The sequence below is a fragment of the Mesorhizobium sp. L103C105A0 genome (assembly GCF_000502215.1).
GTDB lineage: Bacteria > Pseudomonadota > Alphaproteobacteria > Rhizobiales > Rhizobiaceae > Mesorhizobium.
The window spans coordinates 1-24629 of sequence record NZ_AYXF01000026.1; the positions used below are offsets into that span (position 1 = coordinate 1).

Genomic DNA, 24629 nt, shown 5'->3' on the forward strand with positions numbered 1-24629 from the left:
AGAAGCTGCGCTTCGCCATCCGTGAAGGCGGCCGTACCGTCGGTGCCGGCATCGTCGTCACCATCAAAGAGTAATCGAGCCCGGCATCGCCGGATCGAAACGGATAGGGGCGGCCCTCGGGCCGCCCTTTTTCGTTGGCCAGATGTGCCTGTTTGGGGTCCCAATCTCTGTTGCAAGTCTGTGAGCCTCTACAGTATAGATTGGGTTGAGGGCTTGGTCGGATGGTTCCACAGCACCGTTTGCATAGTCGGCCATGGTTGGCACTGGGGCTGATCTGCCTGGTGTCGATGCTTGCCGTGGGCAGCGCCGCCTTCGCGGCCGAGACAAAAAATTCAGAGCCGGATCCGGATCCGCCGATGCGGTTCGTCGTCGTGCGTAGCGACGCGGCGGGCTGTGAGCCGAGCTGTCCGGAATGGATATCGGCCGAGGGTGCGATATCGGCCAAGTCGCCGGCGCTGCTCAAGGCTGCCCTGAAAACGCTCGGCGGCCGCAAATTGCCGATCGTCATCAACTCTCCGGGCGGCGATGTCGATGCGGCCATCGCCATGGGCCGGATGATACGCAAGAACAAGCTCGACATCGCGGTCGGCAGGACGTGGTTCGTCGGCTGCGAGCCGGGGATGAAAAACTGCAAGGAGAACGACGCCAGAGGCGCGCACTATATCGGCAGCCCCTATGTGCTCGGCAGCTATTGCGCGTCCGCTTGTCCAATGATGCTGGCCGGCGGCACCAGGCGCCTGGTCGGGCCGCTGGCCTATCTCGGCGTCCACCAGATCACGACCACGATCGTGCAGATGAACGTGCAATATCAGGTCCGCTACCGGATCGTGAAAGGCAAGAAGCGGGTCATCAGCAAGAAGGTCGTCAGCCGCAAGAACACCGGCAGCTACAAGACCTACGAGATGAGCAAGGGGGTGGAGCGCAAGCTGTCCGCCTATTTCAAGGAGATGGGTGTCGACCTCAGCATCATCGAGACGATGAAGAGCACGCCGGCCAGCGACATCCAGCAGATCGACCTCAGCGACATGCTGACAATGAAGCTGGTCACCAGCGACGACGCTGCAGATTTGCTGACCAGCGCAAGCCTGTGCAGGCTGAACCTTCCGGCTCCGAATTGCCGGGAGATACCGGAGAACAAGCCAGCCGGCGGCCTGCCGGACGTGGCAAAGGCTGCGCCGCTGCCGGTGAAGCCGGAGAGCGCGCCGCACGATGACGGCATGCGCTTTGTCGTGGTTCGCGGCAGCAACCCGCTCTGCAATCCCGACTGCCCGGAATGGATTGCAGCGCAAGGCGCGATTACGCCCCAGACGCCGCAGAAACTCAGCCAATTGCTCGCCACGCTTGGCAACCGGCGGCTGCCGGTGGTGATCAGCTCGCGAGGCGGAGACCTCTCCGGCGCCCTGGCGGCGGGCCGGATCATCCATGAAAAGAAGCTCGACGTTGCCGTTGCCCGCACCGATTTCGTCGGCTGCGACCCGGCAGAGTGGAATTGCCTGGCCAGGGACGGCGCCTATGCCGGGCTGAGCGTCGATGGCGACGGCGAGTGCGATTCGGCCTGCGCGCTCATGCTGGCCGGTGGCGCCAGGCGGCTTGTCGGTTCCCAGGCGCGGCTCAGCCTCTATCTGATGGGGCAGAAGCAGGCGGTCAAATCCTACCTCGACGAGATGGCGATCAGCCCCGCTTTGTTCCGGGCGCTCCAGGGCAGTTCGGTCGAGCGTCAGCTCGAACCCGACATGATGCTGGAGGTCGGCCTGACGACCGGGCGCCAGTCGGTGGATGCGCTGACGGGGTCCAGCATCTGCAGATCGGCGCCGAAACCTGAGAATTGCCGCGTGGTGCCGTCGTCCAATGGCTGATCGCGCCTATCGTCATGGAAGAGAAGCCTTGCTTCGCCTTCCGTGAAGGCGGCCGCACCGTCGTGCCGGCGTCGTCATCACCATCGAGAAATAGTCGAGCCGGTGTCAGCCGGATGGACCAGGAAAAGGGCGGTCTTTGGGGCTGCCTTTTTGTTTCCGGCGTTGCGCGGCACAAGTATTGCACGATTGTTTCAAAGCTATTGCAAGCACCGTCGCCGCAACTATTATGGATTGCATTGAGGGGTTTGCCGGGCGTGGTTTTGGGACAACGTTCAGACACTGTGGGACGGTGGCGGCGCGGGCTGGTCCGGCTGTCGACGGTGGCCGCGATGGCGATGGCTGCCTTCGCCGCGAAGGCCGAGGATGCCTCCCCCGGGACATGGCAGACAGTACCCCCTCTGCAGGGAGTGCTCTATCCGACCGATCCGACGATATGGACCGACGATCACTCGGAGATGCAGTTTGTCGTCACGCGCAGCAGCGCACCTGGCTGCGAGCCCAATTGTCCGGAGTGGATCTCCGCCGAAGGCGACATCTCAGCCGGCACGCCAGCCTTGCTCAAGCGTACCTTGAAGAAGCTTGGCAGCCGCAAACTGCCCATCATCGTCAATTCCTTTGGCGGCAACGTCAATGCAGCGCTCGAACTTGGCCGGATAATCCGCAAGAACAAGCTCGATATCGCCGTAGGCAAGACCGAGTTTTCCGACTGTTGGCCCGGGACGGATGGTTGTGGTTTTAGTTACGGCAAAGGTTCCGCCTATCTCGGCCGGGCGTCTGATGGCGCCAGCTGCAACTCCGCCTGTCCGCTGATGTTTGCCGGTGGCGTCCGCCGCGTGGCCGGCGGCTGGAACTATCTGGGTGTTCATCAGATCACCACCACCTGGTTCCCCTCCACAACGCACTACCGGACCACATATCGCGTCAAACGGGGCAAAAAATATCGGGTCACCACGCAAACGGTCACTCAAGGTGAAAGCTACAAGACCTATGAGATGAGCAAGGGGTACGCGAGAAAGATCTCGGCCTATCTCCGAGAGATGGGTATCGGGCAGGGCGTGCTGGACTTGATGAAGGCGACGCCGGCGAGCGACATCAGGCAGATCGGCCTCCACGATATGCTGACGATGAAACTGGCGACCAGCACGGACACTCTTGAGCTGTTTACCAGAGCAAGTTTGTGCATGTTCGACCCGCCGGCTCCGAACTGCCGGGAAGTGCCTGGACCGGCAGGCAAGCCGACGCCGCCGGTCGCTGCCACGACGGTCGCAGTCAAGCTCGCGAATGTGGCAGCCAAGCCCGCCGCTGTCACAAAGCCTTTGCCGGACCCCGCAGCGGCTCGTGTGGATATGAGCTTTGTCGTGGTCCGCGGCAGCGACCAGCATTGCACGCCGCAGTGTCCGCAATGGATTTCTGCGCAAGGCGCGATCACGCCTCAGACACCGCAAAAATTGCGCCAATTACTCGACACGCTTGGCAACCGGCGGCTGCCCGTGGTGATCAGCTCACGAGGCGGAGACTTGTTCAGCGCTCTGGCGACCGGACGGATCATCCATGAAAAGAAGCTCGACGTCGCCGTTGGCCGCACCGATATCGGTGACCCGGTCGAGGACGGCATCTATGCCGGGCTGAGCTTCGACGCCGGAGCCGACTGCGATTCGGCCTGCGCGCTCATGCTGGCCGGTGGCGCCAGACGGTTTGTCGGCCCCCAGGCGCGACTCAGCTTCTACCTGATGGGACAGAAGCAATTGGTGAAGACGTATCTGAATGAGATGGCGATCAGCCCCCGTCTGTTCACAGCGCTTCAGGACCGTTTCGCCGAGCGTGAGCTCGACCCTGATATGATGCTGGAGGTCGGGCTGACGACCGGGCCCCAGTCGGTGGATGCGCTGACGGGTCCCGGCATCTGCAAGTCGGTGCCGAAAGCTGAGAACTGCCGCGTGGCGCCGTCGCCCAACGCCCAGGCCGAAGCGCCGGCCAAATTGTAGCGCGGCGGGTTCACACTCGCCATCGAGGCAGGTTGAGCAGGGCGCGATTTCCGCTATCGTCGTGCCGGCGCCGGGCTGGCGGAGGATCGACAATGAGCCAGGACATCCCGACACTCTACGAATGGGCCGGCGGCATCGAAGCCCTCAATCGGCTGACGGAAACCTTTTACGACAAGGTGTCCCGCGACCCGGTGGTCGGCCCGGTGTTCAAACACATGTCCCCGGATCATCCGGCGCATGTCGCGGCCTTCATCGGCGAGGTTTTTGGCGGACCCAAGACCTACAGCGAACAGCATGGCGGCCATCGCGAGATGGTCATGCATCACTTGGGCAAGCATCTGACGGAGGAACAGCGCCGCCGCTGGATCAGCCTGCTTGCCGATGCCGCCGATGCGGTCGGGCTGCCGGACGATCCCGAATTCCGTTCCGCCTTCATGGGCTATGTCGAATGGGGGTCACGGCTTGCCAAGATGAATTCCACCCTCGGCGAGACCTGCGACCCGCAGACCGAACCGATGCCGGCCTGGGGCTGGGGCGTGCCGGGCGGGCCGTACAAGCCGCCGGCCGGGGGCTGAGCGCCGGCATGCGGCTTCAGGCAGGCGAAAAATCGAGATAGGCAGGGACGGGCTGGTCATCACCTATTCGGATTTTGGCAAAGGATCTGAAAGCGCGTCAGACAACTCTTTACAGCGCGCCCGGAAGCTTTTAGGAAGCGCCTGCGCTGAAACGCGCGTACGGGCATAGCTCAGTTGGTAGAGCGGCGGTCTCCAAAACCGCAGGTCGTAGGTTCGAGCCCTGCTGCCCGTGCCATTTTCCTCGTTGGAATCCGGCATTTTAGAAACGCCTTGTTTTGGCTCCTCGTTTGGTTGGGCTGAAGCCGCGTACTCGACGAGCGACGTTCCGAAGGCATGCGCAGAGCGAGAGCGCTGATGCGCAATGCCGAAGTCGGCGTATTTCCACGAACCGATTTCCTTGATTCAACTGCCATTGGCGAGCCAATTGCCATTTGCGTTCACAATTCAGAATAGGCCTATTTTGCTGCCGCCGGCTGCTTTTCAGCGGCTGCGAATTATTGGAAGCGGGATGCTGGCCTGGCTTCTGGAATTTTTTTGAATAGGGCTCTTGAACCGGTTTTCAGCCCTTCCTAATTCGTTTCCCGCCGAGGCCGATTGGCTTGACAAAAGGCGGCGCTGCTGGGCGGCGCCCTTGTACCCATGTTGCTTCAAGGAGGATGTGGCTATGAGAACCTTTGATACTCTCTATCGCAGCACCGTCGGTTTTGACCGTCTTTTCGACATGCTCGACAGCGGCACGCGTCCGGACTGGCCGCCCTATAACATCGAGAAGGTCGACGAGAACGATTACCGTATCTCGATGGCCATCGCAGGCTTCAGCCAGGATGAGGTTGAGCTGACCCAGCATGGACCCGAACTGGTCGTGGTAGGCCAGAAGGCTGATGACCAGAGCGGACGCCAGCTGCTGCACCAGGGCATCGCCTACCGCAGTTTCAGGCAGACGTTCAAGCTTGCCGACCACATGAAGATCAAGGCAGCAAACCTTGAGAACGGTCTCCTGACCATCGACATCGTCCGTGAGATTCCCGAAGAGCTGAAGCCGCGCCGCATCAGCATCGGGGCCGGCGACGCCCAGGTGGGCGGCAAGCAGATCGCCCAGGATACGGAACGCACCCGCAAAGCGGCCTGATCGTATCGATTCAGTTATCCCTGCGGTCCGCCTCCCGGCTTCGGCCGGGAGGCCCAGATTGCGGAGAATGGAGATGGACAACTTCTACGAGACACCGACACTTTCTGCGGCACGCTCGGGCAAAATTGAAACTTCTTTGTGCCTGCTCGACAATCCAGACGACGTCATCAACCATCCACGCCTCAGCCGTGGAGAAAAGCGGGCACTGCTTTCCTCGTGGGCGTCCGATGCCTGCGCGGTGGAAAACCAGCCTGCCTTGCGCCGCCTGGACAACGGCACGGTAATCCCTGTCGACCAGATTCTGAGGGCGTTGAAGGCTCTGGATGAGAAACCCACGCTGGGGAAAGAGACTTCAGGCCGGGTGCTGCCTTGGCGACCCTCCACGCGCCGCAGCGGTCTCAAAGCTTGGCGGCGTCGTGGCCGTTCTTTCGGCCCCGACGATGACGACGACCCGCCCCCGTGCCCGGCAGCGATCGCGCCGCGCCCACGCCCACCATGCGGAATCGGCGCAGTGGCCGGGGTCGAACTCGCCTGTGCCTAACTAACCCTGGGTTGATCCAGCTGCCTCGGCATGGGCAGCTGGATTCCAATCTTGCGTGCGCTTCATTTGGTTTCCAAAACAGCAGGTCGCAGGTTCGTCCGCAACGCCATTTCCTCGAACTTGTAATCGCGTGCCTGATTTCCGGATCCACCTCCTGGAATTGGGGTCCGGCATTGAAAAAGGGCAGGTGGCTTGCCATATTGGGCGAACTGAGGCATAAGGCCTCGATAGCCGGGACGGGACGACTGGATGGTTCCGAGGCGGCGTTTGGTCATAAAGCGGACACTTGCCACTTGCGTGGATCAAGAATCGGTTTTATGTAGACACAACAGACACGCGACGCGTGGAGCTGGGAAGCCGGCTTTACGCGTCCGATTTGCATGGGCGAAATGGCGCTGATTCGGCGTTGACTTGAACCCAGGCGGCACGTCCCGGCCAGCGGGATCATCCAGGAGACCCGGCCAACGGGTCTTGAAGACAGAGCGGCATATGGCTTCGAAAACCACAAATCCTTTCGTCTTTCTCCAGCAGGTCCGCGCGGAAACTGCCAAGGTGACTTGGCCGTCGCGCCGGGAGACGATGATCTCGACGGTGATGGTGCTCGTATTCGCGGTCATCGCGATGATCTTTTTCTTCACCGCCGACGTGGCCATGGGCTACGCGATCGAGCGGTTACTGAGCCTCGGCCATTAAGTCCGGCGATTACGGAGAAGTCTTGAAATGACCGCGCGCTGGTACATCGTCCACGCCTATTCGAACTTCGAAAAGAAGGTCGCCGAGGACATTGAGAACAAGGCCAAGCAGAAGGGCCTGTCCGCCGATATCGAGCAGATCGTGGTGCCGACCGAGAAGGTCGTCGAAATCCGCCGCGGCCGCAAGGTCGATGCCGAGCGCAAGTTCTTTCCGGGCTATGTGCTGCTCAAGGCCAATCTGACCGATGCGGTGTTCTCGCTGGTCAAGAACACGCCGAAGGTCACCGGCTTCCTCGGTGACTCCAAGCCGGTGCCGATCACCGAAGCCGAGGCGCAGCGCATCCTGAACCAGGTTCAGGAAGGCGTCGAGCGGCCGAAGCCCTCGGTCACTTTCGAGATCGGCGAGGCGATCCGCGTTTCGGATGGTCCGTTCGCCTCGTTCAACGGTTTCGTCCAGGAAGTGGACGAGGAGCGGGCGCGGCTCAAGGTGGAAGTTTCGATCTTCGGGCGCGCCGTGCCGGTCGATCTGGAATTCGGACAGGTCGAAAAGGGCTGATCCGAAAACCCTGCGCCGGTTCGCCGGCAAGGGGAGGCGGCGCGGAAAGCGCGCGGCCATGAACGGGTGGGAGGCGAATGCGGCTTTAGCCGGCCGCGCGGACCGCACCACCAGACTGCAACCGCCGGTGTTCCCGATATTGGGGCCGGCATGAGATAAAGGCAGGAAAGAGATGGCTAAGAAAATTGCAGGCCAGCTCAAGCTCCAGGTCAAAGCGGGATCGGCTACGCCGTCTCCGCCGATCGGCCCGGCACTTGGTCAGCGCGGCATCAACATCATGGAATTCTGCAAGGCGTTCAACGCGCAGACCCAGGAAATGGAAAAGGGATCGCCGATCCCGGTCGTCATCACCTATTACCAGGACAAGTCCTTCACCTTCGTCATGAAGACGCCGCCGGTGAGCTACTTCCTGAAAAAGGCGGCGAACTTGACTTCGGGTTCGAAAGAGCCGGGCAAGATCAAGGCCGGCACGATCGGTCGCGACAAGGTGCGCGCCATCGCCGAACAGAAGATGAAGGATCTGAACGCAAACGACGTCGAGGCGGCCATGCGCATGGTCGAGGGCTCCGCCCGCTCGATGGGTCTGGAAGTGGTGGGCTGAGATCATGGCAAAGATTGCAAAGCGTGTATCGAAGTCCCGCGACGGCATCGACCCCAACAAGGCCTATGCCCTTGGTGAGGCGCTGAAGCTGCTCAAGGACCGTTCGACGGTGAAGTTCGACGAGACCATCGAAGTTGCGATGAACCTCGGCGTCGACCCGCGCCATGCCGACCAGATGGTCCGCGGCGTGGTCAACCTGCCGAACGGCACCGGCCGCTCTGTCCGCGTCGCCGTGTTCGCACGTGGCGGCAAGGCCGATGAGGCTCGCGCCGCCGGCGCCGACATCGTCGGTGCCGAGGATCTGGTCGACATCGTCCAGAAGGGCACGATCGACTTCGATCGCTGCATCGCCACGCCGGACATGATGCCGCTGGTCGGCCGTCTGGGCAAGGTGCTGGGCCCGCGCGGCATGATGCCGAACCCGAAGGTCGGCACCGTCACCACCGACGTCGCCGCCGCCGTCAAGGCATCGAAGGGCGGCGCTGTCGAGTTCCGCGTCGAGAAGGCCGGCATCGTTCATGCCGGCGTCGGCAAGGTCTCGTTCGACGTCAAGGCGCTGGAAGAAAACGTCCGCGCCTTCGCCGATGCCGTGACCAAGGCAAAGCCGGCTGGCGCCAAGGGCAACTACGTCAAGAAGGTGTCGGTCACCTCGACGATGGGCCCGGGCCTCAAGCTCGACGTCTCGACGCTCGCAGCGTCTTGATACGAACATCTGGATCGGCTGCCAAGGCGCTGATCCGCAAGTGAATTCCGGGCCTCCGACTTGTCGGCGGCCCGGTACCGGAAGTCGAGAGGCTTCCGGAAATCCTGTCCGAGATTGCAGGCGGCCCAGAAGCCTTAATTGAACTAGGCCTGCATGAGACGGGTGAAAACCGGACAACGGAGCGACAAGCTCCAATGAAAGGTTCGAACCGTGTTTGCCTTTTGTCTGCGCATCTCCGGCTTGCCGTCGATGTGGCGAAAGGGGGCAGGATCCTCGAGCGTCGTTCGGGAGATCTGTAATGGATGGCCCGGCCGGCAAAAAGGCAACCCGACGCCTGTCCCACTAGCGGGGCAGGGGTCAACTGGAGATAGGCAGTGGACAGAGCGGAAAAACGCGAACTCGTCACGGGCCTGAATGGTGCTTTTGCAGGCGCTGGTTCAGTCGTCGTGGCCCACTACGCCGGTATCACCGTCGCGCAAATGAACGACCTTCGGTCGAAAATGCGCGCTGCCGGTGGCACCGTCAAAGTCGCGAAGAACCGTCTCGCCAAAATCGCTCTTCAGGGCACGGACTCCGCATCGATCATCGACCTGTTCAAGGGACAGACGCTGATCGCTTATTCGGAGGATCCGATTGCGGCGCCGAAGGTCGCGTCCGATTTCGCCAAGGGAAATGACAAGTTGGTCATTCTCGGCGGCGCAATGGGCACCACCTCGCTCAACGCCGACGGTGTGAAGGCACTCGCCACACTTCCGTCGCTCGATGAGTTGCGCGCCAGGCTGGTTGGCATGATCGCCACGCCGGCAACCCGGATCGCCCAGATCGTCAATGCGCCAGCGGCTTCGGTCGCGCGCGTCATCGGCGCTTACGCCCGGAAGGACGAGGCGGCATGAGGCCGTTCCTCGCTATCACAAACACACGTTCGAACCTGATGAAGGAATACAACAATGGCTGATCTGGCAAAGATCGTAGACGACCTTTCGAAGCTGACCGTCCTCGAGGCGGCCGAGTTGTCGAAGCTTCTGGAAGAAAAGTGGGGCGTTTCGGCTGCTGCTCCGGTGGCGGTTGCCGCTGCCGGCGGCGCTGCCGCTGCTGCTGCTCCGGCTGAGGAAAAGACGGAATTCGACGTCGTCCTCACCGAGGCAGGCGCTCAGAAGATCAACGTCATCAAGGAAGTCCGCGCCATCACCGGCCTGGGCCTCAAGGAAGCCAAGGATCTGGTCGAAGCAGCTCCGAAGCCGGTCAAGGAAGCCGTTTCCAAGGCTGACGCTGAGAAGTTCAAGGCCCAGCTGGAAGCAGCCGGCGCCAAGGTCGACCTGAAGTAAGCGTAAAAGCGGCGGGCGGCCTCGCGCCGCCCGCCACTCCCTTCACCNAAGTAAGCGTAAAAGCGGCGGGCGGCCTCGCGCCGTCCGCCACTCCCTTCACCAGAGGGGAGGATGCGTAGCGCGAGATGTACGAGAACCTCTTTCCTGAGGGCCGAAACCGGCCTTCAGGAAACGGGTTTTCTCCCGTTTTAGCCGTCGCCGCCAGGCGGCGGGAAACAGATCAGGGGCCGCCGCCGAGGTGGCCGCGCATGCAAGGTGAGCCGCGGCGAGGCTCGCCCCGAGTTTATAGCTAAGGAGCGACGATGGCCCAGACCCAGACTTTCAATGGCCGCAGACGCGTACGCAAATTCTTCGGAAAGATTCCGGAAGTTGCGGAGATGCCGAACCTGATCGAGGTTCAAAAAGCATCCTATGACCAGTTCCTGATGGTGGCGGAGCCCAAGGGTGGGCGTCCGGACGAGGGACTGCAGGCCGTTTTCAAGTCGGTTTTCCCGATCTCCGATTTCTCCGGCTCCTCGATGCTGGAGTTCGTGAAGTACGAGTTCGAAGGACCGAAATTCGACGTTGACGAATGCCGTCAGCGCGACCTGACCTATGCCGCGCCACTCAAGGTGACGCTGCGCCTCATCGTGTTCGATATCGACGAGGATACCGGCGCAAAGTCGATCAAGGACATCAAGGAGCAGGACGTCTATATGGGCGACATGCCGCTCATGACGCTCAACGGCACCTTCATCGTCAATGGCACGGAGCGCGTCATCGTCTCGCAGATGCACCGTTCGCCGGGCGTCTTCTTCGACCATGACAAGGGCAAGTCGCACTCCTCGGGCAAGCTTTTGTTTGCGGCGCGCGTCATTCCCTATCGCGGTTCGTGGCTCGACATCGAGTTCGATTCCAAGGACGTCGTGCATGCCCGCATCGACCGCCGCCGCAAGATTCCGGTGACGTCGCTCTTGATGGCGCTCGGCATGGACGGCGAAGAGATCCTGTCGACCTTCTACAACAAGATCACCTACAAGCGCGCCGGCGACCACTGGCGCATCCCGTTCAACGTCGAGCGTTTCCGCGGCCTCAAGGCCGTTGGCGACCTCGTCGATGCCGACACAGGCGAAGTTGTCGTCGAGGCCGGCAAGAAGATCACCGCCCGCCAGGCAAGGGCGCTTGGCGAAAAGGGTCTGAAGGCGATCAAGGCGACCGACGAGGATCTGCTCGGCAATTACCTGGCCGAGGACATCGTCAACTACGGCACCGGCGAGATTTTCCTCGAAGCCGGCGACGAGATCGATGAAAAGACGCTGAAGGTGCTGCTCGGCACGGGCGAAAGCGAGATCAAGGTTCTCGACATCGACCACGTCAATGTCGGCGCCTACATCCGCAATACGCTCAACGTCGACAAGAACGAGAGCCGCCAGGACGCACTGTTCGACATCTACCGTGTCATGCGCCCGGGCGAGCCGCCGACGCTTGAAACCGCCGAAGCCATGTTCAACTCGCTGTTCTTCGACTCGGAGCGCTACGACCTGTCGGCCGTCGGCCGCGTCAAGATGAACATGCGCCTCGAGCTCAAGGCTGAGGATACCGTGCGCGTGCTGCGCAAGGACGACATCCTGGCCGTGGTCAAGACGCTGGTCGAGCTGCGCGACGGCAAGGGCGAGATCGACGACATCGACAATCTCGGCAACCGCCGCGTGCGTTCTGTCGGCGAGCTGATGGAGAACCAATACCGCGTCGGCCTGCTGCGCATGGAGCGCGCGATCAAGGAACGTATGTCCTCGATCGAGATCGACACGGTGATGCCGCAGGACCTGATCAACGCCAAGCCGGCGGCTGCCGCCGTACGCGAGTTCTTCGGTTCCTCGCAGCTGTCGCAGTTCATGGATCAGACCAACCCGCTGTCGGAGATCACCCACAAGCGCCGCCTGTCGGCACTTGGACCGGGCGGTCTAACCCGCGAGCGCGCCGGCTTCGAAGTGCGGGACGTGCACCCGACGCATTACGGCCGCATCTGCCCGATCGAGACGCCGGAAGGCCCGAACATCGGTCTGATCAACTCGCTGGCGACCTTCGCGCGCGTCAACAAGTACGGCTTCATCGAAAGCCCGTACCGCAAGATCGTCAACGGCAAGCTGACCAATGAGGTCGTCTATCTCTCCGCTATGGAAGAGTCCAAGCACCACGTCGCGCAGGCCAATGCCGAGCTCGACAAGAATGGTGGTTTCGTCGACGAATTCGTCATTTGCCGCAGCGCCGGCGAAGTGATGATGGCGCCGCGCGAAAACGTCGATCTGATGGACGTGTCGCCCAAGCAGATGGTGTCCGTGGCCGCGGCGCTGATCCCGTTCCTCGAGAACGACGACGCCAACCGCGCGCTGATGGGCTCCAACATGCAGCGTCAGGCCGTGCCGCTGGTGCGCGCCGAAGCGCCGTTCGTAGGCACCGGTATGGAGCCGATCGTTGCCCGTGACTCGGGCGCCGCCATCGGCGCCCGCCGCGGCGGCATCGTCGACCAGGTGGACGCGACGCGTATCGTCATCCGCGCCACGGAAGATCTCGATCCCGGCAAGTCGGGCGTCGACATCTACCGGCTGATGAAGTTCCAGCGTTCGAACCAGAACACCTGCATCAACCAGCGTCCGCTGGTGCGCATGGGCGACCGCGTCAACAAGGGCGACATCATCGCCGACGGTCCGTCGACCGAGCTCGGCGATCTGGCGCTCGGCCGCAACGTGCTGGTCGCGTTCATGCCGTGGAACGGCTACAACTACGAGGACTCGATCCTGCTCTCCGAGCGCATCGTGGCCGACGACGTCTTCACCTCGATCCACATCGAGGAATTCGAGGTCATGGCCCGCGACACCAAGCTTGGACCGGAGGAAATCACACGCGACATTCCGAACGTTTCGGAAGAAGCGCTGAAGAACCTCGACGAAGCCGGCATCGTCTATATCGGCGCGGAAGTGCAGCCGGGCGACATCCTGGTCGGCAAGATCACGCCGAAGGGCGAAAGCCCGATGACGCCGGAAGAAAAGCTCCTGCGCGCCATCTTCGGTGAAAAGGCGTCCGACGTTCGCGACACCTCGATGCGCATGCCTCCGGGCACCTTCGGCACAGTCGTCGAAGTGCGCGTGTTCAACCGCCACGGCGTCGAGAAGGACGAGCGCGCCATGGCGATCGAACGCGAGGAGATCGAACGCCTCGCCAAGGACCGCGACGACGAGCAGGCGATCCTCGACCGCAACGTCTATTCGCGCCTTTCCGACGTTCTCGTCGGCAAGGAAGCGATTGCCGGGCCGAAGGGCTTCAAGAAGGGCTCGAAGCTGTCGAAGGACACGCTGGACGAGTATCCGCGTTCGCAGTGGTGGCAGTTTGCGGTGGAGAACGAAAAGCTCCAGAGCGAACTGGAAGCCCTGCGTGGCCAGTACGACGATTCCAAGAAGGCGCTCGAGCAGCGCTTCATGGACAAGGTCGAGAAGGTCCAGCGCGGCGACGAAATGCCTCCGGGCGTCATGAAGATGGTCAAGGTCTTCGTGGCCGTGAAGCGCAAGATGCAGCCGGGCGACAAGATGGCCGGACGTCACGGCAACAAGGGTGTCGTGTCGCGCATCGTTCCGGTCGAGGACATGCCTTTCCTCGAGGACGGCACGCATGCCGATATCGTGCTCAACCCGCTGGGTGTGCCGAGCCGCATGAATGTCGGCCAGATCCTGGAAACGCATCTGGGCTGGGCATGCGCGGGCATGGGCAAGAAGATCGGCGAGCTGATCGACGCGTACAAGACGGTTGGAGACATCAAGCCGTTGCGCAAGACGCTCGAGAGCTTCATCCCAGCCAACGACCGCAACGAGCCGGTCCGCGAATATGACGACGAGAGCATCGTTCGCCTCAGCGAGCAGATGCGCCGCGGCGTCTCTATCGCGACACCGGTGTTCGACGGCGCGCATGAAGTCGACATCAACATCATGCTGGAGCAGGCGGGCCTGCACACCAGCGGTCAGTCGCAGCTCTATGACGGACGCACCGGCGAGCCGTTCGATCGCAAGGTGACGATGGGCTATATCTATATGCTCAAGCTTCACCACCTGGTGGACGACAAGATCCACGCGCGTTCGATCGGTCCGTACTCGCTCGTTACCCAGCAGCCGCTGGGCGGCAAGGCGCAGTTCGGTGGCCAGCGCTTCGGCGAAATGGAGGTCTGGGCGCTGGAAGCCTATGGCGCCGCCTACACGCTGCAGGAAATGCTGACGGTGAAGTCGGACGATGTCGCCGGCCGCACCAAGGTCTACGAGGCGATCGTGCGCGGCGACGACACGTTCGAGGCCGGCATTCCCGAGAGCTTCAACGTGCTCGTCAAGGAAATGCGGTCTCTCGGCCTCAATGTCGAGCTGGAGAATACCAAGCTCGACGACAACCCTGTCCGGCTGCCAGATGCTGCCGAATAGGGGCGCGGCCGAGTAAGCAAGACATCCGGTCGCGGAACGCCGCGACCGGATGCGACAAATTCTACGGCCAGTGGGCCGACCACTCAGCGGGCATTTGGCCCGCGTTAGATGCAAGGGGTTTTCGAGGACCCCGAAAAGGAGAACGGCATGAACCAAGAGGTCATGAATCTCTTCAATCCGCAGGCGCCGGCGCAGGTGTTCGATTCCATCCGGATATCGCTCGCCAGCCCTGAGAAGATTCTGTCCTGGTCGTTCGGCGAGATCAAGAAGCCGGAGACCATCAACTACCGCACCTTCAAGCCGGAGCGTGACGGTCTGTTCTGCGCGCGCATTTTTGGCCCGATCAAGGACTATGAATGCCTGTGCGGCAAGTACAAGCGCATGAAGTACAAGGGCGTCATCTGCGAAAAGTGCGGCGTCGAAGTCACGCTGTCGCGCGTTCGCCGCGAGCGCATGGGCCACATCGAGCTGGCGGCACCTGTCGCTCACATCTGGTTCCTGAAGTCGCTGCCGTCGCGCATCGGCACGCTGCTCGACATGACCCTGAAGGACATCGAGCGCGTCCTCTACTTCGAGAACTACATCGTCACCGAGCCTGGCCTAACCGCGCTGAAGGAGCACCAGCTGCTCAGCGAGGAAGAGTACATGATCGCCGTCGACGAGTATGGCGAGGATTCGTTCACCGCCATGATCGGCGCCGAGGCCATTCATGACCTTCTGGCCGGCATGGACCTGGAGAAGATCGCCGGCGACCTGCGTTCGGAACTGGCTTCGACCACGTCCGAGCTGAAGCAGAAGAAGTATCTGAAGCGACTCAAGGTCGTCGAGAACTTCATGGAGTCCGGCAACCGTCCGGAATGGATGATCATGAAGGTGGTTCCGGTGATCCCGCCGGACCTGCGCCCGCTGGTTCCTCTGGATGGTGGACGTTTCGCGACGTCCGACCTGAACGATCTCTATCGCCGCGTCATCAACCGCAACAACCGTCTGAAGCGGCTGATCGAGCTGCGCGCCCCCGGCATCATCGTGCGCAATGAAAAGCGCATGCTGCAGGAAGCCGTCGATGCGCTGTTCGACAACGGCCGTCGCGGCCGCGTCATCACCGGCGCCAACAAGCGTCCGCTGAAGTCGCTGTCCGACATGTTGAAGGGCAAGCAGGGCCGGTTCCGCCAGAACCTGCTCGGCAAGCGCGTCGACTATTCGGGCCGTTCGGTCATCGTCACCGGTCCGGAGCTCAAGCTGCACCAATGCGGCCTGCCGAAGAAGATGGCGCTCGAACTGTTCAAGCCGTTCATCTACGCCCGCCTCGACGCCAAGGGGTTCTCCTCGACCGTCAAGCAGGCCAAGAAGCTGGTCGAGAAGGAGCGTCCGGAAGTCTGGGATATCCTCGACGAGGTCATCCGCGAGCATCCGGTGCTGTTGAACCGTGCACCGACGCTGCACCGCCTCGGCATCCAGGCGTTCGAGCCGATCCTGATCGAAGGCAAGGCGATCCAGCTGCATCCGCTGGTCTGCACGGCCTTCAACGCCGACTTCGACGGCGACCAGATGGCCGTTCACGTGCCGCTCTCGTTGGAAGCGCAGCTTGAAGCCCGCGTGCTGATGATGTCGACCAACAACATCCTGCACCCGGCTTCCGGCGCGCCGATCATCGTGCCTTCGCAGGACATGGTCCTGGGTCTCTACTATCTCTCGATCGTCAATCAGAACGAGCCGGGCGAAGGCATGGTGTTTGCCGACATGGGCGAACTCCAGCACGCGCTCGAGACCAAGGCGGTGACGCTGCACTCCAAGATCAAGGGTCGTTTCCGCACGGTCGACGCCGAAGGCAAGGTCGTGTCGAAAATCTACGACACCACGCCTGGCCGCATGATCATCGGCGAGCTGCTGCCGAAGAACGTCAATGTGCCTTACGAGACGGCCAACCAGGAGATGACCAAGAAGAACATCTCCAAGATGATCGACACCGTCTACCGCCACTGCGGTCAGAAGGAGACGGTCATTTTCTGCGACCGCATCATGGCCCTCGGCTTCAGCCACGCCTGCCGCGCCGGCATTTCGTTCGGCAAGGACGACATGCTGATCCCGGACGCCAAGATCAAGCTGGTTTCCGACACCGAGGCTTTGGCCAAGGAATACGAGCAGCAGTACAATGACGGCCTGATCACGCAGGGCGAGAAGTACAACAAGGTCGTCGACGCCTGGGCCAAGTGCTCGGAAAAGGTCGCCGACGAGATGATGGCCCGCATCAAGGCCGTCGAGTTCGAGGACAGTGGCCGTCAAAAGCCGATGAACTCGATCTACATGATGTCGCATTCGGGTGCGCGTGGTTCGCCCACCCAGATGCGTCAGCTCGCCGGCATGCGCGGCCTGATGGCAAAGCCCTCGGGTGAAATCATCGAGACGCCGATCATCTCGAACTTCAAGGAAGGCCTGACCGTGCTCGAGTACTTCAACTCGACCCACGGCGCCCGCAAGGGTCTGGCCGACACCGCCTTGAAGACGGCGAACTCGGGCTACCTCACCCGTCGTCTGGTCGACGTGGCGCAGGACTGCATCGTCAACTCCGTGGATTGCGGCACCGACAAGGGCCTCACCATGCAGCCGATCGTCGATGCCGGTCAGGTCGTCGCTTCGGTCGGCCAGCGCGTGCTGGGCCGCACCTCGCTCGACGACATCACGCATCCGGTTTCGGGTGAGGTTCTGGTCAAGGCCGGAACGCTGATGGACGAACGTGACGTGGAAAAGATCGAAAAGGCCGGCGTGCAGTCGGTCCGCATTCGCTCGGCACTGACCTGCGAGGTCAGGATCGGCGTCTGTGCGGTCTGCTACGGACGCGATCTTGCCCGCGGCACCCCGGTCAACCAGGGCGAAGCCGTCGGCGTTATCGCGGCGCAGTCGATCGGCGAGCCGGGGACCCAGCTCACCATGCGTACCTTCCACATGGGCGGTACGGCGCAGGTGGTGGACAGCTCGTTCCTTGAAGCCTCGTATGAGGGCAAGGTCGAGATCCGCAACCGCAACGTGGTGCGCAACTCGGACGGCCAGCAGATGGTCATGGGCCGCAACATGGCGGTGCTGATCCTCGACGAAGCCGGCAAGGAGCGTGCCTCGCATCGCCTTACCTATGGTTCGCGCATCTTCGTGGACGATGGCGACAAGGTGAAGCGCGGCCAGCGTATCGCCGAATGGGATCCCTATACCCGCCCCGTCCTCACCGAAATCGAGGGCAAGGTGTCGTACGAGGATCTGGTCGACGGCATTTCCGTTCAGGAAACGGCCGACGAATCGACCGGCATCACCAAGCGCGAGGTTATCGACTGGCGCTCGACGCCACGCGGCAACGACCTCAAGCCGGCGATCGCCATCCTTGACCCGAAGGGCAAGGTCGGCAAGCTGTCGAAGGGCGGCGACGCCCGCTTCCTGCTCTCGGTCGAGGCCATTCTTTCGGTCGAGCCGGGTTCGCAGGTTCGTCCCGGCGACGTTTTGGCGCGTATCCCGATGGAAAGCGCCAAGACCAAGGACATCACCGGCGGTCTGCCGCGTGTTGCCGAACTGTTCGAGGCACGTCGTCCGAAGGATCACGCCATCATCGCCGAGATCGATGGCACGATCCGCTTCGGCCGCGACTACAAGAACAAGCGCCGCATCATCATCGAGCCGCATGACTCGACGCTTGAGCCGGTCGAATACCTGATCCCGAAGGGCAAGCCGTTCCATCTCCAGGACGGCGACGTCATCGAGAAGGGCGACTACATCCTCGACGGCAATCCGGCGCCGCACGACATCCTGGCGATCAAGGGCGTGGAAGCACTTGCTTCCTACCTCGTGAACGAAATCCAGGAAGTCTACCGTCTGCAGGGCGTGTCGATCAATGACAAGCACATCGAGGTGATCGTTCGCCAGATGCTGCAGAAGGTCGAGATCACGGTGCAGGGCGACTCGACCTACATTCCGGGCGACCACGTCGACGTGATCGAACTGGAAGAGGTCAACGAGCGCCTGGTCGAGGACGGCAAGAAGCCGGCCGAAGGCCAGCCGGTGCTGCTGGGCATCACCAAGGCCTCGCTGCAGACGCCGTCCTTCATCTCGGCCGCCTCCTTCCAGGAGACGACCAGGGTGCTGACCGAAGCTGCGGTTGCCGGCAAGACCGACATGCTGCAGGGCCTGAAGGAAAACGTCATCGTCGGCCGGCTGATCCCGGCCGGTACCGGCGGCACGATGAGCCAGATCCGGCGCATCGCCACCTCGCGCGACGAACTGATCATCGACGAGCGCCGCAAGGCCTCCGGTGTCGAGGTCGCTGAGCCGATGCTGACCGACATGGTCAACGCCGCGCAGTAAGCGCGGTAGGACGAGAAGAAGGAAGGGGGCCCAGTGGCCCCTTTTCGCGTTTTGACCCCCAATCGAATCGAGGAAAACATGAGCAAGAAGGTTTGGACTGACGTCGACGACTACATCGTTTCCTCTCTCTTCGAGGCAGATCCCATCCTCGAAGCGGTGCTTGCGGCCAACCGCGACCAGGGCCTGCCGGCCATCGACGTATCGCCGGCGCAGGGCAAGCTGCTGTCGCTGCTGGTCCGCATCAGCGGCGCCAGGAAGGTGCTGGAGATCGGCACGCTTGGCGGCTACTCGACCATCTGGATGGCAAGGGGATTGCCCGTCGGCGGCAAGATCGTGACGCTCGAACTCGAGCCGCATCATGCAAAAGTCGCGCACTCGAATCTCGAGCGGGCAGGGGTGTCGGACAAGGTCGAGCTCAGGATCGGCCCCGCGCTTCAGTCGCTTGAGACGCTGGTTGCCGAAAATGCCGCTCCGTTCGATCTGATCTTCATCGACGCCGACAAGCCGAACAATCCGAATTATCTGTCATGGGCCATGCGCCTGTCGCGGCCGGGGACGGTCATCATCTGCGACAACGTCATCCGCGACGGCACCGTGCTCAACGACGATGGCCGTGACGCGTATGTCGAAGGCGCACGCGGTGCGTTTTCCTTCATCGGCGGCGACAAGCGCCTGGACGGCACCGCCATCCAGACCGTCGGCGCCAAAGGCTATGACGGGTTTGCGATTGCGATCGTCGAGTAAGGCTGCATGATGAGTGTCCGGACTGCGGTCCGGCAGAACTCATCGCTCAATCGAAGAACGCTTCCACCACATTGCGCTTGCCGAGCATGAAGGCGTCGGCCACGTGCTGCAGGGGTGCCAAATCGACATCGGAGACGCCGGCGGGTACGATTTCAGCGAAGCGCCGGTAAAGCTGGGGATATTCGGCTTCCGGCTCGTCGTGAACCACCTTGCCGTCGATGGCGAGCTTGGTGCCGCCGCCGGACAGCACCATCTTGCCCTTGTCGGTGTCGGCCAAGATGTCCCAGCTCTGTGGTCCCGTCTGCAGCCAGTCGAGCTCCATGGTCACCGGCAACCCATCCGAGGTACGGAAGGTCACGTGGGCCGCCACAGGCGAGGCGCGGTTTTCCGGGAAGTCGAGGACGGCCGAGATGATGAACATCGCCGGCAGGATGTGGGTTGCGATCGACAGTGCGTTTATGCCGGGATCGAAGACGCCGAAACCGCCCGGCGCCCAGATCCAATCCTGGTTCGGATGCCAGCGGCGGACATCTTCCTTCCAGGCGATGGCAGCCGAGTTGACCTTGGCCGACGCCAGGAAGGCGCGCGCGGCCTCCACTGCCGGCGCGTAGCGCGAATGCCAGCTGGCGAACAGTGAAACGCCATTGGCTGCCGCCAGCTGCTTCAGGTCCTCGACCTCACTGACGGTGGCGCCCGGCGGCTTCTCCAGGAAAACATGCTTCTTCGCAATCAGCGCCGTGCGTGCCGCGTCGTAGCGGAACTGCGGCGGCATGCACAGCGAGACGGCCTCGAGGTCGGGCACCGCGTCGAGCATCGCCTCAATGGTCGGAAAATTCGGGATGCCGTCCACCTTGCCGTGCCGGCTGGCAGCGGCGATGAGGCGGTAGTCCGCATCCTTGGCCACTGCCGGCAGATGCTGGTCGCGCACGATCTTGCCGACGCCGACGATGCCGAGCTTGATGGGACCATTGTTCGAGGGCATGGGAACTCCGCGGATTCGAATTTGGCTTGTTAAGTCGCTTGGTTCTTAGCAGAGAACCGGTGCCGGGCAAGCCGGCGCGGTACAGGCGCAAGCAGCCTGTGACGCTCAGAGCGGCACGTCAAACGTGACGATCGACACCTCACCTTCGAGGGCACCCTGAAAGGCTGACAGATGCGGCTCCTCGTCGGGTTCGCCGTCCATATCGCCGATCTGGTCGAGCTCGACTTCGGCATAGCCTTCGGCCGCAAGCGATTCGAGCACCCGGCGCACGGCCGAATCGTCGTCGGGCGCAACCAGCATCACATGGACGCCTTCCGGCTTGCCGCCCTTCTTTTTCCAGACGCGGCCGGTGATGATGGTGACCGGGCGTTCCTCATTGTCGTTCACGGGCTGATTCCTCTTGAGACGGGGGCGGGCGAGGGGTTTTGGGCTGTCCATGGCGCCTTTTGCCATGAAGAACCCGCGCATGACAGCCAAAAGCCGGTCACTTTCTTGTCTGCCCCGGTCACTTTCTTCCTCTGCCTTGCAAAATGAAGAAAGAAAATTACATGCGTTTTTCGCATGGCTGCCAAGCCGTCGTCAGCGCGCAATATTTGGCGTGCCGGGGTTGACGGTTCACGGTCTTGCGAGTAGAAGCCGCCCAGTCAGAACCGATGTGAGGCTCTCCCTTCCGAAGCGACACGCTTTGGAGTTTGCCTCAAACAGGGTTCGTTTTACGAGCGAAAAGACATTTCCGGCGCGCATGAAGCGGTTCCCGCTTCCTCTGCATTTTGTTCGGGCAGGACCGCGAGGCGCGGTTTATGGCCCGAATTTGCGTATGGAATTGGCGCTTTGAGCGGCCCTGACCGGGCGAGACACGGAATTGAGAGACAAGAGGGTTTAATGCCTACCGTCAACCAGCTGATCCGCAAGCCGCGCATTGCGCCGGTGAAGCGCAACAAGGTCCCGGCCATGCAGCAGAACCCGCAGAAGCGGGGCGTCTGCACGCGCGTCTATACAACGACGCCGAAGAAGCCGAACTCGGCACTGCGCAAGGTGGCCAAGATCCGCCTGACCAACGGCTTTGAAGTGATCGGCTACATCCCCGGCGAAGGCCACAACCTTCAGGAACACTCCGTGGTCATGATCCGCGGCGGCCGCGTCAAGGATCTTCCGGGCGTGCGCTACCACATCATCCGCGGCGTGCTCGACACGCAGGGCGTGAAGAACCGCAAGCAGCGCCGTTCGAAGTACGGCGCCAAACGTCCGAAGTAAGGGGCGTCCGAAGTAAGATTTTCCGGCCCTGGCGCTGCTTGAATGCGTCGGGCTACGAGATTGAGAGACAAAAGCCATGTCCCGTCGTCACAGTGCAGAAAAGCGTGAGATCAATCCGGACCCGAAGTTCGGCGATCTGATCGTTACCAAGTTCATGAACGCCGTCATGTATGACGGCAAGAAGTCGGTTGCCGAGACCATCGTCTACGGTGCGCTCGACCAGGTTCAGTCGAAGACTAAGCAGGAGCCGGTCACCGTCTTCCATCAGGCGCTCGACAATGTCGCGCCGCATGTGGAAGTCCGGTCGCGCCGCGTCGGCGGCGCAACCTACCAGGTTCCGGTCGATGTGCGCCCCGAGCGCCGCCAGGCCCTGGCGATCCGCTGGCTGATTGCAGCTGCGCGCAACCGCAACGAGACCACCATGGTCGACCGCCTCTCCGGCGAGCTGATGGACGCGGCTAACAACCGCGGCACCGCCGTGAAGAAGCGTGAAGACACCCACAAGATGGCAGAAGCCAACCGCGCTTTCGCGCACTACCGCTGGTAAAGCGCGAACGAGACTGAGAAGGCATCCACGATGGCCCGCGAATACAAAATCGAAGACTACCGCAATTTCGGTATCATGGCGCATATTGACGCCGGCAAGACGACGACCACCGAGCGCGTCCTCTATTACACGGGCAAGTCGCACAAGATCGGCGAAGTCCACGACGGCGCTGCCACCATGGATTGGATGGAGCAGGAGCAGGAACGCGGCATCACCATCACGTCCGCCGCCACCACGACCTTCTGGAAGGGTCGCAGCGGCAAGATGTACCGCTTCAACATCATCGACACTCCCGGACACGTCGACTTCACCATCGAGGTCGAGCGTTCGCTGCGCGTGCTCGACGGCGCCATTGCGCTGCTCGATGCCAATGCCGGTGTCGAGCCGCAGACCGAGACTGTCTGGCGCCAAGCCGACAAGTATAAAGTTCCGCGCATGATCTTCTGCAACAAGATGGACAAGATCGGCGCCGACTTCTACCGCTCGGTCGAGATGATCGGCTCGCGTCTTGGTGCGCATGCCGTCGTCATGCAACTGCCGATCGGCGCTGAGACCGAGTTCAAGGGTGTCGTCGATCTCGTCGAGATGAACGCGCTGGTCTGGCGCGACGAGACGCTGGGCGCTGCCTGGGACGTCGTTGAGATCCCTGCCGACCTTCAGGCCCGGGCCGAAGAATACCGCGAGAAGATGATCGAAGCCGCCGTCGAAATGGACGAGACGGCCCTCGAGAATTACCTCGAAGGCAAGATGCCGTCGAATGACGAGATCCGCGCGCTGATCCGCAAGGGCACCATCGCGGTCAAGTTCTACCCGATGTTCTGTGGCTCGGCCTTCAAGAACAAGGGCGTGCAGCCGCTGCTCGACGCCGTCGTCGAATACCTGCCGTCGCCGGCCGATGTTCCCGCCATCAAGGGCGTCGACGCCAAGACCGACGCCGAGATCGAGCGTCATGCCGACGACAACGAGCCGCTGTCGATGCTGGCCTTCAAGATCATGAACGACCCGTTCGTCGGCTCACTGACCTTTGCCCGCATCTATTCGGGCAAGCTGACCAAGGGCATCTCGGTCGACAACACCGTCAAGGGCAAGAAAGAGCGCATCGGCCGCATGCTGCAGATGCATGCGAATTCGCGCGCCGACGTCGAAGAAGCCTTTGCCGGCGACATCGTTGCTCTGGCCGGCCTCAAGGACACGACCACCGGCGATACGCTCAGCGATCCGCTGCACCCGGTCATCCTCGAGCGCATGGAATTCCCCGATCCGGTCATCCAGATCGCCATCGAGCCGAAGACCAAGAACGACCAGGAAAAGATGGGCCTCGCCCTTCACCGCCTGGCCGCCGAGGATCCGTCCTTCCGCGTCAAGACCGACGAGGAAAGCGGCCAGACCATCATTTCGGGCATGGGCGAACTTCACCTCGACATCATCGTCGACCGCATGCGCCGCGAGTTCAAGGTCGAGGCCAATGTCGGCGCGCCGCAGGTGGCTTACCGCGAGACCATCACCCGCAGGCACGAGCAGGACTACACCCACAAGAAGCAGACCGGCGGTACCGGTCAGTTCGCCCGCGTCAAGATCGTGTTCGAACCGAACCCGGAAAGCTCGGAGTTCGAGTTCGAGACCAAGATCGTCGGCGGTGCGGTTCCCAAGGAATACATCCCGGGTGTCGAAAAGGGCATCAACAGCGTCATGTCGTCGGGTCCGTTCGCGGGCTTCCCGATGATCGGCGTCAAGGCGACGCTTATCGACGGCGCTTACCATGATGTTGACTCCAGCGTCCTGGCCTTCGAAATCGCCGGCCGCGCCTGTTTCCGTGAAGCCGCACCCAAGCTTGGCGTGCAGCTGCTCGAGCCGATCATGAAGGTCGAAGTCGTGACGCCGGAAGACTATGTCGGCAGCGTCATCGGCGACCTGAACGGCCGTCGCGGCCAGATCCAGGGCCAGGAAGCGCGTGGCGTGGCTGTCGTCATCAACGCGATGGTGCCGCTGGCCAACATGTTCAAGTACGTCGACAACCTGCGCTCGATGAGCCAGGGCCGCGCGGCCTACACGATGCAGTTCGATCACTATGAGCCTGTGCCGACCGCGGTCGCCCAGGAAGTCCAGAAGAAATACGCGTAACCTGAACGGGTTGCATCGGTAACTTAATTCAAGGCCCGTACGGGCGAGCAGATTGGAGACATCACATGGCAAAAGGTAAATTCGAGCGTAACAAGCCTCATGTGAACATTGGCACGATTGGCCACGTCGATCATGGCAAGACGTCGCTGACGGCGGCGATCACGAAGTATTTTGGCGAGTACAAGCGCTACGACCAGATCGATGCGGCGCCCGAAGAGAAGGCCCGCGGCATCAC

General features: G+C 61.9%; 20 protein-coding genes, 1 tRNA gene and 1 pseudogene. 20 read left to right on the top strand and 2 right to left on the bottom strand.

Annotated elements, in window-relative coordinates; genetic code table 11:
- From X727_RS1000000168310 to X727_RS135770, 16 genes and pseudogenes are all read left to right on the top strand, one after another.
- Positions 1 to 74: pseudogene (locus X727_RS1000000168310) on the top strand (elongation factor Tu); the annotation flags it as partial.
- Between the two features lie 282 nt (positions 75 to 356).
- Positions 357 to 1856, top strand: coding sequence for a hypothetical protein (locus X727_RS135835; protein ID WP_348524538.1), 1500 nt, complete (start codon positions 357 to 359; stop codon positions 1854 to 1856).
- A 113-nt stretch (positions 1857 to 1969) separates the two neighbouring features.
- Positions 1970 to 3841: a hypothetical protein gene (locus tag X727_RS135830; RefSeq protein WP_245274250.1), complete on the top strand. Its 1872-nt coding sequence runs from the start codon at positions 1970 to 1972 to the stop codon at positions 3839 to 3841.
- 92 nt (positions 3842 to 3933) lie between these two features.
- Positions 3934 to 4416, top strand: a complete 483-nt coding sequence (locus X727_RS135825) for a group II truncated hemoglobin (protein WP_023694880.1) — start codon at positions 3934 to 3936, stop codon at positions 4414 to 4416.
- Positions 4417 to 4575: 159 nt separating this feature from the next.
- Positions 4576 to 4651: transfer RNA gene (locus X727_RS135820), tRNA-Trp, on the top strand.
- A 429-nt stretch (positions 4652 to 5080) separates the two neighbouring features.
- Positions 5081 to 5545, top strand: coding sequence for an Hsp20 family protein (locus X727_RS135815; RefSeq protein WP_023835495.1), 465 nt, complete (start codon positions 5081 to 5083; stop codon positions 5543 to 5545).
- 73 nt (positions 5546 to 5618) lie between these two features.
- Entirely contained in the window at positions 5619 to 6086 is a 468-nt protein-coding gene (locus tag X727_RS00610; protein WP_023835496.1) for a hypothetical protein, read from the top strand.
- 489 nt (positions 6087 to 6575) lie between these two features.
- Complete coding sequence (secE, locus tag X727_RS135810; protein WP_023667439.1) at positions 6576 to 6779, top strand: preprotein translocase subunit SecE; 204 nt, start codon at positions 6576 to 6578, stop codon at positions 6777 to 6779.
- A gap of 27 nt (positions 6780 to 6806) precedes the next feature.
- On the top strand, positions 6807 to 7334 hold the full coding sequence (gene nusG / locus X727_RS135805) for a transcription termination/antitermination protein NusG (protein WP_006333333.1): 528 nt from the start codon (positions 6807 to 6809) through the stop codon (positions 7332 to 7334).
- A 172-nt stretch (positions 7335 to 7506) separates the two neighbouring features.
- Positions 7507 to 7935, top strand: a complete 429-nt coding sequence (rplK, locus tag X727_RS135800; protein ID WP_006333334.1) for a 50S ribosomal protein L11 — start codon at positions 7507 to 7509, stop codon at positions 7933 to 7935.
- Between the two features lie 4 nt (positions 7936 to 7939).
- The gene (gene rplA, locus X727_RS135795; RefSeq protein WP_023667438.1) at positions 7940 to 8638 is read left to right on the top strand and encodes a 50S ribosomal protein L1; all 699 of its coding nucleotides are present in this window, start codon (positions 7940 to 7942) and stop codon (positions 8636 to 8638) included.
- 374 nt (positions 8639 to 9012) lie between these two features.
- Positions 9013 to 9531, top strand: coding sequence for a 50S ribosomal protein L10 (rplJ, locus tag X727_RS135790; protein ID WP_023667437.1), 519 nt, complete (start codon positions 9013 to 9015; stop codon positions 9529 to 9531).
- Positions 9532 to 9585: 54 nt separating this feature from the next.
- Positions 9586 to 9963, top strand: a complete 378-nt coding sequence (gene rplL / locus X727_RS135785) for a 50S ribosomal protein L7/L12 (RefSeq protein WP_023667436.1) — start codon at positions 9586 to 9588, stop codon at positions 9961 to 9963.
- Between the two features lie 302 nt (positions 9964 to 10265).
- Complete coding sequence (gene rpoB / locus X727_RS135780) at positions 10266 to 14402, top strand: DNA-directed RNA polymerase subunit beta (protein WP_023746375.1); 4137 nt, start codon at positions 10266 to 10268, stop codon at positions 14400 to 14402.
- A gap of 147 nt (positions 14403 to 14549) precedes the next feature.
- Complete coding sequence (gene rpoC / locus X727_RS135775) at positions 14550 to 18746, top strand: DNA-directed RNA polymerase subunit beta' (protein ID WP_023667434.1); 4197 nt, start codon at positions 14550 to 14552, stop codon at positions 18744 to 18746.
- 78 nt (positions 18747 to 18824) lie between these two features.
- Positions 18825 to 19490 (top strand): O-methyltransferase, encoded by a 666-nt coding sequence (locus X727_RS135770; protein WP_023746376.1) that lies wholly within the window; start codon positions 18825 to 18827, stop codon positions 19488 to 19490.
- 46 nt (positions 19491 to 19536) lie between these two features.
- On the opposite strand, the gene X727_RS135765 is transcribed toward X727_RS135770, so the two are convergent.
- The gene (locus X727_RS135765; RefSeq protein WP_023746377.1) at positions 19537 to 20472 is read right to left on the bottom strand and encodes a Gfo/Idh/MocA family oxidoreductase; all 936 of its coding nucleotides are present in this window, start codon (positions 20470 to 20472) and stop codon (positions 19537 to 19539) included.
- 105 nt (positions 20473 to 20577) lie between these two features.
- On the bottom strand, positions 20578 to 20859 hold the full coding sequence (locus tag X727_RS135760) for a hypothetical protein (RefSeq protein WP_023746378.1): 282 nt from the start codon (positions 20857 to 20859) through the stop codon (positions 20578 to 20580).
- A gap of 495 nt (positions 20860 to 21354) precedes the next feature.
- Between X727_RS135760 and rpsL the strand changes: the two genes are divergently transcribed.
- The 4 genes from rpsL to X727_RS1000000167435 form a co-directional block, all read left to right on the top strand.
- Positions 21355 to 21726: a 30S ribosomal protein S12 gene (gene rpsL, locus X727_RS135755; RefSeq protein WP_006333356.1), complete on the top strand. Its 372-nt coding sequence runs from the start codon at positions 21355 to 21357 to the stop codon at positions 21724 to 21726.
- Positions 21727 to 21802: 76 nt separating this feature from the next.
- Positions 21803 to 22273: a 30S ribosomal protein S7 gene (gene rpsG / locus X727_RS135750; protein ID WP_008875664.1), complete on the top strand. Its 471-nt coding sequence runs from the start codon at positions 21803 to 21805 to the stop codon at positions 22271 to 22273.
- Between the two features lie 30 nt (positions 22274 to 22303).
- Positions 22304 to 24394, top strand: a complete 2091-nt coding sequence (gene fusA, locus X727_RS135745; RefSeq protein ID WP_023667430.1) for an elongation factor G — start codon at positions 22304 to 22306, stop codon at positions 24392 to 24394.
- A 65-nt stretch (positions 24395 to 24459) separates the two neighbouring features.
- Positions 24460 to 24629: GTP-binding protein (locus tag X727_RS1000000167435; RefSeq protein WP_245266236.1), on the top strand; the 170-nt coding region annotated here is incomplete at its 3' end.